Origin of the sequence: Amycolatopsis sp. NPDC098790, assembly GCF_044759945.1 — a bacterium.
Taxonomy (GTDB): Bacteria; Actinomycetota; Actinomycetes; order Mycobacteriales; family Pseudonocardiaceae; genus Amycolatopsis.
Map to the genome: position 1 here is coordinate 411,728 of NZ_JBIWAI010000004.1, position 14,449 is coordinate 426,176.

The window sequence follows — 14,449 nt, forward strand, 5'->3', positions numbered from 1 at the left end:
CTGTGCGAAAGACCGTGGGACTTTCACGACGTTAGAGCCGGTCCGGTGACTTGCGCGCCCGTCAGGTGACGCAGCCGGTGTACGTCACCCGTCCAGGGTTTTCAGCGTCGCGGCGAGGTCGGCGCGGGAGCTCACGCCCAGCTTGGGGAAGATCCGGTGCAGGTGGGTGCCGACGGTCCGGTGCGAAAGGTACAGCCGCTGCCCGATCTCGCGGTTCGTCAGCCCTTCGGCGGCCAGCTGGGCGATGCTCAGCTCGTGCGGGGTCAGCTTCTCGCGCGCGTCCGGGCCGCGGTTCGGGCTCGACTCGCCCGCGCCGCGCAGCTCGCGCCGCGCCCGCTCGGCCCAGGCCGTCATGCCGAGGGCGTCGAACGCCTCGCGCGCGGTCCGCAGGTGCGTCCGCGACTCGACGACCCGCCGCTGCCGCCGCAGCCACTCGCCGAAGGCCAGGTGGACGCGGCCGCGTTCGGCGGGCCAGCCGCCCAGGTCGGCGCCCAGCGCGTCGGCGAACCGCTCGTCGCTCGGGTCGAGCACCGCGCGGGCGTACCGCAGGCCGATGTGCAGCGCGGGCGACGGCGAGTCGAGGCACTCCAGCTCGGCCAGGACGTCCCGCAGGTCGCCGGTCCGCCCGGCCCGCACCGCGGCTTCGGCCAGCTCCGCGACGCAGTACGCGCGCAAAGCCAGCTGGTAGGCGGGGTCGGCGGGGTCGAGGAGCCGGCGCAGGTCGGCGAAGGCGTCCTCGAAGCGGCCCTCGCTCAGGTTGGTGAGCCCGCGCGTGAGCTGGACGGTGGCGAGCACGGGTCGCGCCCCGGCGGCCAGCCCGGTGCGTTCGGCTTCGGCGGTCAGGGTTTTCGCCTGCTTGTGGTCGCCGCGCAGGGCGGCGATCTCGGCCTGGACGGCGGTGGCCAGCCCGTACATGAACGGCTGGCCGGTTTCCCGGGCGAACCGGGCGGCCTCGGCGGCGGCGGGCACGGCACCGGCCAGGTCCCCGAGCCGGACGCGGCTCCACGCGAGCACGGCCAGCGCGCGGGGCAGCGCCCCGAGCCGCCCTTGCGCACGCAGCCCCGGCGCGGCTGCCGCGGAGAAGCGGGCGGCGAGGTCGAAGGCCCCGACCTGCAGGGCGGCACTGCCCAGGTAGCGGTCGACTTCGGGATCGGCCCCGGTCCGCGCGGCCAGCTCGTCGAGTTTTTCCAGGACGCCCCGGCCGCGTTCGAAGGGAGCGACGTACGCGGTGACGGCCACGATCCGCGGATCATCGGCCGGGACGGGCAGTGCGTCGGCGACGTCGAGCAGCGCTTTTCGCGCGGCCGGCCCGGGTTCGGTCCAGAAGCACCGCATGGCGGCGCTCCAGAGGATCCGCAGGGCGGCGGCGGTTTCCCCATCGGCGGCGACGGTCTCGGCAGTGGCGGCGAGTTCGGCAACGCGGGCGGGATCTTCGCGGAGGCCGTCTTCGAACTCGCTGAGCAGCCGGCTCGCGGTGGCGCGGTGGGTTTTGCTCGCCGGGTTGGCGGCGTGCACGAGCCGTTCGGCGGTCTCGCGCCGCCCGGACTCGACGGCCAGTTCGGCGGCTTTGAGCAGCCGAGCGGTTCGGGTGTCGGGCTTGCTCAGCCGCGCGGCCTGCTCGAGAGCGGCGATGGCCGCGGCGGCCCCACCCCGGTAGCGGGCGCGTTCGGCGGTCCGTTCGAGTTCACCGGCGACGGTTTCATCGGGCCCGGCGGTCGCGGCGGCTTGATGCCAGGCCCGGCGGTCGGGCTGGTCGTGAAGGGCTTGGACGAGGGCAAGGTGGGCGTGGCGCCGCTCGGCGGGCGTCGCGGCGGCGGGGATGGCGGAGCGCATGAGGGGGTGCCGGAAGGTGACGGTCCCGGCGGAGAGTTCGACAAGCCGAGCCTCGACGGCGGGCGTGAGAATGTCGGGCTCGACGACGAGGGCCGGCTGCTCGGCATCGCCGCGTGAAGCTCGCCCCGCGCGGCTACCGACCGCCTGGCCCGGCTGCTCGGCATCGTCGCCCAAAGCCGACCCTGCGCGGCCACCAGCCGCCTGGCCCGACTGCTCGGCATCGCCGCGTGAAGCTCGCCCCGCGCGGCCAGCGATCACCTGGCCCGGCTGCTCGGCATCGTCGCCCAGAGTCGACCCTGCGCGGCCACCGACCGCCTGACCCGACTGCTCGGCCTCGCCGCCCGAAGCCGACCCCGCGCGGCCACCAGCCGCCTGGCCCGACTGCTCGGCCTCGCCGCCCGAAGCCGACCCCGCGCGGCCACCAGCCGCCTGGCCCGACTGCCCGGCCTCGCCGCCCAAAACCCACCCCGCGCGGCCACCAGCCGCCTGGCCCGACTGCTCGGCCTCGCCGCCCAAAACCCACCCCGCGCGGCCACCAGCCGCCTGGCCCGACTGCTCGGCCTCGCCGCCCAAAGCCCACCCCGCGCGGCCACCAGCCACCTGGCCACCCGACCCCTCGGCCTCGCCGCGTGAAGCTGGCCCCGCGCCGCCGGCGACCGCCTGGCCAGGCCACTCGACACCGCCGCCCAAAGCCCACCCCGCACGACCACCACCCGGTCCGGCACCGCACGCCCCGCGGAGGAGCGCTCCCGTCGCCGCGAGCGTCTCGGCCAGCGCCGTCGTCTCGTTCAGCGCCGCCACCAGCAGCGCCGTCCGAGTCGCCTCCGGCAACCCCGCCACCCGGGCCGTGAACGTGCGCTCCAGCCTCTCCGTCAACGGCAGCACCGGGTCCAACCCGTCGAAATCCGCCAGCGCCGACGGCAACTCCGTCAACGCCAGCGGGTGCCCCGCCGCCTCGGTCAGCAACCTGGTCCGCACCGCCGGCGCCAGCCGGGGCGCGACCGCGTCCAGCAGATCCGCCGCGTCGTCCGCCGCCAGCCGGTTCAGCACCATCGGCGCCAGCCCCGCGTCCAGCAACGGCGAAGCAGCCCCCTCCCGCAGCGTCGCCACCAGGACGATCGGCTCGTTCTCGATCCGCCGCGCCACGAACGCCAGGACGTCCGCGCTCGCCCGGTCCAGCCAGTGCACGTCCTCGGCCACCAGCAGCAACGGCTTCGCGACCGCCTCTTCGGCCAGCAACGTCAACGCCGCCAACCCCACCAGGTACGCGCTCGGCGAAGCGCCGTCCGCCAGGCCCAGCGCCGTGCTCAGCGCGTCCCGCTGCGGCGCCGGCAGCTCGGCCACCCCCGCCCGGACCGGGTACAGCAGCTGGTGCAACCCCGCGTACGCGAGGTTCTGCTCGGCCTCCGCACCGGTCGTCCGCAGCACGCGCAGGCCCGCGACCGACGCCGCGTCCGCCGTCTCCGCCACCAGCGCCGACTTGCCGATGCCCGCCTCGCCGCGGATCACGACGCCGCTGCGGTCCGCGGGACCGTCGACGAGCTCGCCCAGCTCCTTCAGCTCGGCTTCCCGCCCGTGCAACGCCATGCAACCGACCTTACCCAACCCGCGTTTCCGCAGCTCAAGGCCGGGTGACGTACACCGGCAGCGTCATCCGACGGGCGCCGCCGCGGCACCCGGCCGCCTAGCTTCGCAGCGTCCACGCAAGCGACCCGAGGAACCGATGAGACGCATCCCCAAGTTCTTGGCGGCCGCCGTGCCGCTCCTGCTGACCGGCCTGGTCCCGCTCGCGCCCAGCGCGTCGGCCACGACGCCGGTCTGCGCCGCGGTGCCGGTCGAGGCGCCCGCCGGCGCGAAGATCGAGTCGGTGCAGGCGGACCACAAGTCCGCGTACTGCCAGATCACCGTCACGCTGACCCACTCCGGCACCGACCACGTCAAGGTCGCCGTGGCCCTGCCCGACACCGGCTGGACCGGCCGCCTGCAGGCCCTCGGCGGCAGCGCCTACGCCGCCGGCAACTTCGACGGGCTCGCCCAGGCCGTCAAGGACGGCTACACCGGCGTCACGACGGACGCCGGCGTGTCCCTGGACGGGCTCGACACGTCGTGGGCGCTGACCGCGCCGGGCAAGGTCGACCAGACGCTCCTGACCAACTTCGCCACCCGTTCGGTGCACGAAGAGGCCCTGATCGGCAAGGCCGTCACGCAGCGGTACTACCACCGCCCGGTGGCGTACTCCTACTGGACGGGCTGCTCGACCGGCGGCCGCCAGGGCTATTCCGAAGCGCAGAACTACGCCCACGACTTCGACGGCATCCTCGCCAACGCCCCGGCCGTCGACTGGACGCAGTTCGCCGTCGCGACGCTGTGGCCGCAGGTCGTGATGAACCAGAGCCACGACTTCCCGAGCACCTGCGTGCTCACGGCGTTCCGCAACGCCGCGGTCCAGGCGTGCGACGCGCGTGACGGCGTCACCAACGGCATCGTCGACCGGCCGGACGAATGCAGCTACGACCCGCGCACCCTCGTCGGGACGAAGGTCGTCTGCGACGGCCAGGAGTTCACCGTCACGGCGGCGGACGCCGAGGTCATGCGCAAGATCTGGGCCGGCCCGACCGACGAGCGCGGCCGCAAGCTGTGGTCCGGGCTGCCCAAGGGCGCGGACTTCACGTGGCTGGCCGGCACGCAGCCGGGCCCCGACGGCACGCTCGTCGCGCCGGGCTTCCCGGTGGCCGTCAAGTGGGTGCAGTCGTTCGTCGAGAAGCAGGCGGGCTTCGACACCGCGAAGCTGACGTACGCCCAGTTCGCCGACGTGTTCCGCCAGTCGGTGCGCGAGTACGACGACGTCATCGGCACGTCCGACCCCGACCTGTCGGCCTTCCGCCGCGCCGGCGGCAAGCTGATCACGTTCGTGGGCGCGAACGACCAGCTGATCCCGCCGGGCGGCACGCTGTCCTACCGCCGTGAGGTCGAGCGCACCATGGGTGGCGCGCAGCGGGTGAACGACTTCTACCGGCTGTTCTCGGCGCCGGGTGTCGAGCACTGCTTCGGCGGTGGCGGCCCGGAGCCGACGAACGCGCTCGGCCAGCTGGTCGACTGGGTCGAAAAGGGCAAGGCCCCGGCCACGTTGACGGCCGCTTCGGCGGACGGCAAGACGCGAAACCTGTGCCCGCTCCCGTCGGTGTCGCGGTACACGGGTGGCGACCCGGCGGTGGCGTCGAGCTACCGCTGCCGCTGACCGTTCGCTGTGGGTGCCGGCCTCCCTCCGGCACCCACAGCGAATGGACTTGCGGGTCCAAAAATGGCTCGGCACGGTGGAGTCATGGCACTCGACCAGTACTACCTCCTCGGCCGCTCCGGCCTCCGCGTCAGCAGGCTCGCGCTCGGCACCATGAACTTCGGCACCGGCGGTTTCCACGCCGCCTACGGCAAAACCGAAGACGCAGCCCGCCCGATCTTCCGCAAGTACCTCGACGAGGGCGGCAACTTCGTCGACACGGCGGACTTCTACACCGCCGGCGAAAGCGAAACGATCCTCGGCCGCCTCATCGCCGAAGCGAAGGTGCGCGACCGGGTGGTCTTGACCACCAAGTTCACCAACAGCGTCGACCCGGGCGACCCCAACGCGGGCGGCAACGGCCGCAAGCACCTGGTCCGCGCGCTCGAGGCGTCGCTGCGCCGGCTGGGCACCGACTACGTCGACCTGTTCCTGCTGCACACGTGGGACCGCCTCACGCCGGTCGAAGAGGTCGTCCGCACGCTCGACGACCAGGTTCGGGCGGGCAAGATCCGCTACGCGGGCCTGTCCGACGTACCGGCCTGGTACGCGGCTCGCGCCCAGAGCATCGCCGAGGCGAACTCGCTCAGTCCGATGATCAACCTGCAGCTGCCGTATTCCTTGGTGCAGCGCCAGATCGAGACCGAGCACGTCCCGATGGGCCAGGAGCTCGGTCTCGGCGTCACGGCGTGGAGCCCACTGGCCGGAGGTTTCCTGACGGGCAAGTACCGCGACGGCGGTTCCGGCCGGTTCGCCGACCCGTCCGCCCAGACGTGGACGGACCACGACTGGCAGTTGCTGAAGCCGCTGGAAGAGGTGGCGGGCAAGCTGGGCGTGACGATGGCCCAGGTGGCGATCAACTGGGTGGCCACCCAACCGGGCATAGCCGCGGCAATCGTGGGCGCGAGCAGCGCGGGCCAGCTGGAAGCGAGCATGGCGGCGCTGGACTTCGAGATCCCGGCCGAGCTGCGCACGGTGCTCGACGAGGCGAGCGCGGTCCCGCCGGCGTCGGTGTACCGGATGTTCACGGCGCAGTACCAGAACTGGATCGTCTCACCGGACACGAAGGTGGGCGACAAGCCGGCGGGGTACGCACCCGCAATACTAAACTGGTAACTCCACCCTTTCGAGTGAATATTTCTCGCATTTTGTCGGCGAACGAGAACAGGACAGGAATGCGGCCACTCGGACGGGTGGCCGCATTGCTCTACCCGGGGTGAGGGAAGTCAAATCCCTTGCCGCGCCACGGCTTCACTGCCCAGCGAAGCTCTACAGTGGAGCGACAACGGCGACACAATCTGTGGATCAACCGCCAATCACCGCAGGTCAGACCTTCGGGTGGCATTTACCCGACCGTGTCGTTCAGCCGAGTGACGACCCGGCTAAGATTGGCTTCGATCCGGTGCGTACTCTTGACGCAACCCACCCCATCGAATGACCGTCGAAAGAGGCCTACTCGTGAAGTGTCCCAAGTTGGATGAGGTCCAATCTTCATCCTCGTCCACCTGCGACGCCAACGCCGCGCCGGTCCCCGAACGACGAAGGAGGAATCCATGATGCTGCCCCTGTGGTGGATCATCATGCGTGGCGCCAACTGACCGCGACCGCATGGCGGCCGGGGTTCGCGCCTCTCGCGAAGCCCGGCCGCGCAGGAAGCGTCAGGGTTGACCGCGCCGCCGGAGTTCTACCCCTTCGGCCAGCAGGAGGTTCCTGGTCTGGTTGTACGACATGCCGTAGGTCGTCGCGAGCTGGCGGATCGACCGCCCGTCGAGATAGGCGTTGACCAGCCCGGGCGGTGTCGGCGGTAGCGGGATGCGCGGCGGCCGCAACGTGACTCCGGCGTCGAGCAACGCCGTCCGGATCTTGCGGTAGCTGTACGGGTACCGCGCGACCAGCCCTTCGATCGTCTCCCCGGCCGCGTAGTGTTCGGCCAGCTCCCGGACCACGTCGTCGGGCACAGGTGCGGGCTCGGCTCTGTGGTCGTCGCTCACGAGATCAACCGCCCAGCTGGTCCGGGTGCGCGGCACTCCGTACCCAACCAGCCAACGGCATCGCCGCGGGCTGGTAAACCGCCGCGAGTGTGGTGCTCGGTCGCTCCCTGCTCATGGCCGCTCCCCTCACTGCCCCTGGTGGAACGACCGCGGTCGGCGATGATGACGCGGATCGGCGATTCTGTGGCCGACGCCACCGCTCCCGCGGGTTCGAGTCTCCGCATCGCATGCCGTGGACACCAATCACCGAATCGAATGAATCCACTGTGGACAATCATCTGCGGATCATGGCTGCGCAAGGGAAACCCGGCACTCCGGACGAAGTGGGATTCCCGGACTACCGCTCTCGCTGCAACCGCGGCGGAAGCATCGCCACCGTGTCGCGATCGCCGTCGCGCGCGGCCGGAACGGCCGGCTCCGACGCGTCGAGCTCCGCTATCAGCTCGCCCAGCTCCGCTACCCGCATGCCACGCTCCCGCCCGCGGTAGAGCTCCGCCGCCTGCAACCACAGCGCCCGCGCGTCCGCCCGGTTCTCGCGCTCGCGCAGGATCGCCGCCAACGCCGACAACGCCCTGGCCTGCCCGGTGGCGTGCCCGGTGCGGTCGGCCAGCTCGACCGCCCGGTACGCGTACCACAAAGCCGCACGCGCGTTGCCCTGCTCGTGCCTCAGCCGGGCCAGGACCGTGTTCAGCTTCATCACCGACGACAGGCTCAGGCTCGCGGACGTCAGCTCGGAAGCTCGCCGGCACTGCTCGTCGGCCTCGGCCAGCCGTCCCTGGTCGGTCAGCAGGGACGCCCACGCGGTGTGGATCTCCAGCCGCGTCGTCACCTCCGCCGTGTCCCGCAGGTCGGCCAGTGCCTCGGCGTACAGCTCGGCCGCCTCCTGCTCGAACCCGCCCGCCGCCACCAGCGCGTTCGCGAGCCGGTGCGCGGCGACCGCGCACAGCGACGGCTCGCCCAGCTCGTAGGCCACCTCGAGCGCCAGCCGACCCAGCACCGCGGCTTCCGCCGCGCGACCGGACCGCAGGTGCCAGCGGGCCAGGTTCAGCGTCGAGGCGATCCGGCCCAGCGGGAAGCCGTCCGCCTCCGCCAGCTCCAGCGCGCGCCGGAGGTGCTGTTCCGCCTGCTTCTCCTCCCCGCGGTGCATCAGGACGACGCCGAGGTCGTTCAGGTGCGAGCCCAGCATCTGCCGCAGCCGCGCCTGCTCACCGCCTGCCTCCGCGAGCACCGCTTCGACGCTGCCGACCGCGGTCGTGAGGCAGCCGATCGCGTCGGCGAAGTAGCCCTTCGCCACGAACAACTCCGCGAACAGCGCCGGGAGGTGGTAGGCGATCTCGTGCAGTCCCACCGCGGCGGCGCCGGCGACGACCTCGGCCAGCAGGCTCCTCTCCCGGATCACCCACTGCCGCGCCGCGGCGGCGCCGGCGAAACCGGCACCTCGCCACTCCAGGGTCGTGGCGGGCAGCTGGGGCGGCGGCTTGTGCGGGAACACCAGGCAGTGCGCGTCGCGGGCCATCAGCAGGTAGAACTCGAACAGCCGGCGCCGTACCGCCGCGACGTCGTCCAGCTGCGCCGCGACCGAAGCGGCGTAGGCGTGCAGGAGGTCGTGGACGCGGTAGCGGTCGAGGTCGCCGGGGTGCTCGAGCAGGTGCGCCGAGACGAGGACGTCGAGCGAGCGGCGCACCGCGGCCGGCGGCCGCCCGTCCGCGGCCGCGACGGCTTCGACCGTGACCTCCGCGCCCGGGTGCAGCCCGATCACCGCGAGCGCGCGCCGCTCGTCGGCGGCCAGCGCCTGGTAGGACACGGTGAACGCCGCGCGCAGGCTGCGTTGCGGCCAGTCGCCCTCGTGCCCGAGGTCCAGCAGCAGGTCGGCGTCGCGCAGCAGCCCGGCCAGCGTCGGGAGCACCATGCCCGTGCGTGCCAGCGCCCGATCGGCCACCAGCGTGAGCGCCAGCGGGTTGCCCCGGCACACCCGCACCAGTTCGGCGAGGCCGCGGCGGTCTTCCCGGGCGCGCCTGCCGATCCTGCGCTCCAGCATCGCCGTCGCGTCCGCGGCGGCCAAGGGCTGCACGGTGACCACGGGCGGGGACACCGTGGCGGCCAGTGAAGGCAGCCGCCACCGCGACACCACCAGCACCGTGCACGCGGCCAGCACGCCCAGCAGTGGGGCGACCTGCTCGCGGCTGCGGACGTTGTCGAGCACCACCGACAGCGGGCGGCGCCGCAGCAACGCCGCCAGTTTCGCCGCACGCGCCACCGGGTTCACCACCTGGTCGACCGGGAAGTCCAGCAGCGACAACAACGTGTCGACGACCTCGCCGCCGTTCGCGGCCGTCGCCTGGCTGTCCCCGCGCAGGTCCAGCAAGACGACGCCGTGGCGGAACCGCCGCCGCGTGCGGTGCGCCCACCGCACCACCGCGGTGGACTTGCCGACGCCCGGTCCGCCGGTCACCACGACCACGCCCGGGCGGGGTGCACCGCTCGAGTCGGAGGTGAACGCGTCCAGCTCCGCGAGCAGTTCGGCCCGCCCCTCGAGCTCGTCGCAGTCCGGCGGGACGTGCCACACCGGCGGGCACTCCGGTTCCTCCGCGACGGCGGGGATTTTGACCACCTGCCGCGGGAAGGCACCGTCGCCGGCGAGCACCTCCTCGTGCGCCGCCCGTAGTTCGTCCGCGGCCCGCAGCTCCCCCGCTTCGAGGTACTGCCGGCGCATCGCGAGGTAGAACTCGGTCACCTCTCCGGGGCGGTCAGCCGCGGCGAGGGCGCGGATCCGCAGCTTCGCGAGGCTCAGCTCCAGCGGGTGGGCCTGTTCGAGCTCCATCAACCTGCCGAGCGCGACGTCGGCCTGTCCGACGGCCAGCAGTTCGGCGACCAGCAACGCGTTCGCCGGGAGCCAGTGGCTGCGCAGCCACTGCGCGCGCCAACCCGCGGCTCGGCGCGTGCGCAGGTCGGCCAGCGGCTCGTCGCGCCACAGCCGCATCGCCGCCTGCGCTTCGACGTGGGCGCGGTGGTGGTCGCCCTGGTCGCGCAGCTGCCGCGCCGGCGCCAGCAGGCGGCCGAACGCGACGTGGTCGACGAGTCCGGGGTCGATCTCGACCACGCACCCGGTCTTGCCGACCGCGACGCGTGCGTCGATGCCCTTCGCCTGCAAGGCGTGCCGCAAGTGCGCGGCGTTCTGGTGCAGGGTCGCCAGCGCTCCCCGCGGCACGCTCTCGTCGTCGGCCCACACCCATTCGACGACGTCGTCGACGGAGAACCGGTGGTTCGGCCACGTCAGCAAGGCGGCGAGCACCTGCCTCGACCGCGGCTGGGCCCACTTCACATCCACTTTCCCGTGCATCAGCAAGGCCGTCTGCCCGAGAATTCCGAACACCATTTCCACGCCGCCCCCCTTTCCCCACGGTGAACACCGTCCACCGCCCGCTCCTCCGCGATCACTTTCCCATTGATTCCACGGAAGGACCAGGTCAGAGCGATTCGGGAGGCTCGCTGACGATCAACGTTGATCCATTGTCAAGCAGCGAAAGCACAGGCCGAAAGGCATTTCTCAGACGGGTCCCCGACTTTCGTGACAACTAATGGACACGACTTCCGGAGGACCGTGATGACCGAGAGCACCTGGGTACGCAGCCCCATCGGAGCCGCCGACGCGCACTTCGCCACCCGGCACGGCACCAAATCCGTTCTCGTGCTCGTGCCGCACATCGTGGCCGGGACGCGGTTGCTCGACTTGCTGCCGCTGTTCGAAGCCGACCACCGCGTCCAGGTCGTGTTCACCGATCCCGGAGACGGGGACAGCTGGCCCGCCCTGCACGACTTCCTCCGCGCGCACGGCGGCACGGTGCTTCCCTGGGCCCAGGCACGCCGCGCCGACGTCGACCTCGTCCTCGCCGGCAGCACGCGCGGACTCGACGACCTGACCGCCCCGGCTGTGCTGGTCCCCCACGGCGGCGGGTTCGGGCAGTACCGGCCGTGGCGTCCGCCGGCCACCGCGCGGACCCACCAGCCTCAGACGGGGCTCGGCCCCGACCAGCTGATGCACGAAGGCCGGGTCCGCGCCGACGCGATCGTCCTCGTCCACGACCGCGAGCACGAGTTGCTCGCGGAAGCCTGCCCGGCGGCGCTGCCCGCCGCGGTCGTCGCCGGCGACATCGCACTGGACCGCCTCACCGCCAGCCTGCCGCACCGCGACCGGTACCGGCGGGCTCTCGGCGCCACCGACGGGCAGGAGGTCGTCGTGGTCTCGACCACCTGGTCACCGCAGTCGGCTTTCGGCCGCCACCCGGACCTGTTCGACCGCGTCCTGGCCGGGCTGCCCCGCGACCGCTACCACGTCGTCGGCGCCCTGCACCCGCAGATCTGGGCCCACCACGGCGCGTGGCAGGTCCGGTCCTGGCTCGCCGACGCCGTCCGCGCCGGCCTCACGCTCATCCCGCCGGACGAGGGGTGGCGTGCCGCGCTGGCCGCCGCCGACCACGTCCTCGGCGACTACGGATCCGTGACCGGCTACGGCGCCGCGGCGGGCGCGGCCGTCCTGCTCGCGGAGAGCCGGGACCGGCCGCTCCTGCCCGGCACGCCGAGCGAGGTCCTCGCCCGGCACGCACCCCGGTGGCGGCCGGAGGAGCCGTTGCCGCCTCAGCTGTGCGCCGCGGCCGACGCGCGCGACGCCGCCGGGCTGCCCGGGCTGGTGCGAAAGCTGCTGACGTCCCGGCCCGGGCGGGCCGGGCACGTCCTGCGCCGCACCTGCTACCGGCTGCTGGGTCTGCCGGAGCCGGCTCGTGCGGTGCCGGTTTCCCCGGTGCCGCTGCCGAAGCCGGTGCCGGCATGAGCCTCACGCGCTGGTACTGCGGCTGGGAAGGCCGGTACGGCACGGTGATGACGGACTCGCCATCCGACCGGCGCTTCCCGGCCGACGGCGGCGAAAACCGCCGCGGTACGACGATCACCGGCACACCACCGGGCCGGCTTTCGCTCGCCGACGCGATACTCACCGAACCCCGCGCTTGCCACGCCGACGGCCGGGCGGCACTGGCCGCGCTGCTCGACCGGCTTCCCGGGCTGACCGTGGCCGCCGTCCAGATCCGTGCGTCCGGCCTGCTTCTCGGCGACCACAGCGGCGACACCACGCTCGTCGATCCCGACGCCGGCGAACTCGCCGCGGCCGCCGCCTGCCTCTGGCTGATCACCGGGCGACGGCTACCCGCCCTCGCCGCCGTCCACCGCCTCGAGCGCGGCCCGTGCCCGGTCCAGCGACGCGCCGCCGACGTCGGCCAGCAGCTCGACCGCCTCGGTGAGATAGGCACGGACTTGGTCGTCAGCCTCGGCGACTTCGGCCAGCGCGAGCAGCACGTTCGCCTCGTGCACCGCTGATCCCAGCCGGCCCAGCACGCCCCGCGCGTGTTCGAGGCGCCGGATCGCCACATCGGGACGCCCGGATCGCGCGTCGATCCGGGCCAGTCCGATGGCCGTCCTGGCCGCTCCCTTGTCGTCACCGATTTCCGCGAAGACCTGCGCTGCTGCCTCGAGGTGCCGCGCCGCCGCCGCTTCACGGCCGGCTCGCAGCAGCGCTTCGCCGATCCGCCAGTGCCGCGCCGCCACCCCGCGTTCGAAGCCCAGCTCTTCTTCGATGCGCAGGCTGTCGGCGAACAGCCCGACCGCCGCGTCGAGGTCGCCTCGGCTCTGCATCACCATCCCCAGCTGCTCCAGGGCCGCGGACTCGTTCCGCCGGTCGTGGGCCTCCCGTGCCAGCTCCGCCGCCCAGCGCGTCTCCCGCTCGGCCGGGTCGAGCTGCCCGAGGTCCAGGTGGGCCCGCCCCAGCTGGTAGCGCAGCCGCGACTCGGCCACCCGGTCCTGGCAGCGCTGGGCCGCGGTGATGCCCAGCTCGTGCGAGCGCAGCCACTCCGGATAGTGCTTGCGGTACAGCAGCAGCTCCCACAACGCTTCGCAGAGCTGCCACGCGAGTTCGTCGTGCCGGTCGGCCACCGCCTCCTCCAGCAGCGGCAGCACGTTCGGCAGCTCGCCGGCCAGCCAGTCCAGCGCTTCGCCGTCCGTGGCGAACGACGCCGGCTCGGCCCGCACCTCGTCGGCGACCGGGCTCAGGCGCCAGCGCGAGGGGATCACGACCAGGTTCGCCCGGGTCAGCTCCCGCAGGTACCACCGGGCGGCGCGGGGCACGGCTTCGAACCGGTCCTCGTCCCGCTGGGCCCGCGCGTGCAGCCGGACCAGGTCGTGGAACCGGTAGAAATCGAGGTCGGCCTCCTCGAGCAGGCTCGCGTCGACCAGCACCTCCAGCGCGTCGCCCACGTCGTGCTCCCGCAGGCCGGTGACCGCGGCCGCGAGCCCCGCGGTGAATTCCGGCACCGGGGCTTCGGCTGTCAGCCGGTACAGCGCCGCCGCGTGCTCCGGCAGCTCGCGGTAGGACCAGTCGAACGCGGCCGTCGCCGACTCCTCAGCGCCCGCCAGCCGGGACAGCGTGGCGAGCCGCGAACGCTCGTCGCGCAGCTGCGCCACCACCCGGGACACGGGCCAGCGCGGCCGAGCGGCCAGCCGGGCCGCCGCGACCCGCAGGGTGATCGGGAACCGGCCGCACAGCTCGGCCAGCTCCGCCACCGCCGCCGGCTCCGCGCCGGCCCGGCTCGGCCCGAACGTCCGGGTGAGCAGCGTAATCGCGTCTTCACGGGGCAGCGGCGCCACGTCCACGAACCGGGCGCCGTCGGCGAGTAGCCCGTCCAGCCGGAGCCGGCTCGTCACGACCACCGCGCACGCGGCCGACGCCGGGATCAGCGAACGCACCTGGGCGGTCGACACGGCGTTGTCCAGCACCACCAGCAAGCGGCGCCCGGCGGTCACCGTCCGGTAGAGCCCGACCTGCTCGGACAGCCCGGCCGGCACCCGTTCCGGCGGGACGCCCAGCGCACGGAGGAAGATGCCCAGCACCTCCTCCGGCGCCACGGCGGTGTCCGCGGAAAAGCCGCGCAAGTCGGTGTAGAGCTGCCCGTCGGGGTAGCGGTGGGCATGGCCGGCCGCCCACGTCACGGCCAGCGCCGTCTTCCCCACCCCGCCGGGACCGACCACGACGACCACCTGCGCGCGGGCGCCCCCACCGGGGCCGACGAGCGCATCGAGGTCCGAGAGTTCGTCGGCGCGGCTGACGAAGTGCGCGGGTGGCGGGGGCAGCTGACGGGGACTGCCCGGCACGGCGGCAGGCTCCGGGTCGGCGGCACCGTGCTGGGCCGGCACGTCCGGCAACCACTCGCTGCCCGGTGACCGGGCGACGTTCTGCTCATCCGCCCCCGTCGCCGCCTTGCGACCACCCTCGCTGACGCCGTTCACCCGAACACCCCCGACG

7 protein-coding genes are annotated in these 14,449 nt (G+C 73.1%); 3 read left to right on the forward strand and 4 right to left on the reverse strand.

The genetic code is table 11. The annotated features are described in order from the left end of the window. Positions 1-84 precede the first annotated feature (84 nt). Positions 85-3,420 (reverse strand): AAA family ATPase, encoded by a 3,336-nt coding sequence (locus ACIQWX_RS31315; protein ID WP_400878644.1) that lies wholly within the window; start codon positions 3,418-3,420, stop codon positions 85-87. 136 nt (positions 3,421-3,556) lie between these two features. On the opposite strand from ACIQWX_RS31315, the gene ACIQWX_RS31320 reads away from it, so the two are divergent. After that, complete coding sequence (locus ACIQWX_RS31320) at positions 3,557-5,071, forward strand: tannase/feruloyl esterase family alpha/beta hydrolase (protein WP_400878647.1); 1,515 nt, start codon at positions 3,557-3,559, stop codon at positions 5,069-5,071. A gap of 84 nt (positions 5,072-5,155) precedes the next feature. After that, positions 5,156-6,226 (forward strand): aldo/keto reductase, encoded by a 1,071-nt coding sequence (locus ACIQWX_RS31325; protein ID WP_400878650.1) that lies wholly within the window; start codon positions 5,156-5,158, stop codon positions 6,224-6,226. A 542-nt stretch (positions 6,227-6,768) separates the two neighbouring features. Here ACIQWX_RS31325 and ACIQWX_RS31330 read toward each other — a convergent pair. Together ACIQWX_RS31330 and ACIQWX_RS31335 are read right to left on the reverse strand one after the other, a co-directional pair. After that, entirely contained in the window at positions 6,769-7,101 is a 333-nt protein-coding gene (locus ACIQWX_RS31330) for a helix-turn-helix domain-containing protein (protein ID WP_400878653.1), read from the reverse strand. Between the two features lie 337 nt (positions 7,102-7,438). Next, positions 7,439-10,477: a BTAD domain-containing putative transcriptional regulator gene (locus ACIQWX_RS31335; protein WP_400879769.1), complete on the reverse strand. Its 3,039-nt coding sequence runs from the start codon at positions 10,475-10,477 to the stop codon at positions 7,439-7,441. 228 nt (positions 10,478-10,705) lie between these two features. On the opposite strand from ACIQWX_RS31335, the gene ACIQWX_RS31340 reads away from it, so the two are divergent. Then, the gene (locus ACIQWX_RS31340; protein WP_400878656.1) at positions 10,706-11,929 is read left to right on the forward strand and encodes a hypothetical protein; all 1,224 of its coding nucleotides are present in this window, start codon (positions 10,706-10,708) and stop codon (positions 11,927-11,929) included. Between the two features lie 368 nt (positions 11,930-12,297). Here ACIQWX_RS31340 and ACIQWX_RS31345 read toward each other — a convergent pair whose 3' ends face one another. Beyond that, positions 12,298-14,433, reverse strand: coding sequence for a tetratricopeptide repeat protein (locus tag ACIQWX_RS31345; protein WP_400878659.1), 2,136 nt, complete (start codon positions 14,431-14,433; stop codon positions 12,298-12,300). Positions 14,434-14,449 lie beyond the last annotated feature (16 nt).

What these genes read in the sequence shown, in the direction of transcription:
- ACIQWX_RS31340 (WP_400878656.1), top strand. Translation starts at nt 10,706, where the DNA reads ATGACCGAGAGCACCTGGGTACGCAGCCCCATCGGAGCCGCCGACGCG.
- ACIQWX_RS31325 (WP_400878650.1), top strand. Translation starts at nt 5,156, where the DNA reads ATGGCACTCGACCAGTACTACCTCCTCGGCCGCTCCGGCCTCCGCGTC.
- ACIQWX_RS31320 (WP_400878647.1), top strand. Translation starts at nt 3,557, where the DNA reads ATGAGACGCATCCCCAAGTTCTTGGCGGCCGCCGTGCCGCTCCTGCTG.
- ACIQWX_RS31315 (WP_400878644.1), bottom strand. Translation starts at nt 3,420, where the DNA reads ATGGCGTTGCACGGGCGGGAAGCCGAGCTGAAGGAGCTGGGCGAGCTC.
- ACIQWX_RS31335 (WP_400879769.1), bottom strand. Translation starts at nt 10,477, where the DNA reads ATGGTGTTCGGAATTCTCGGGCAGACGGCCTTGCTGATGCACGGGAAA.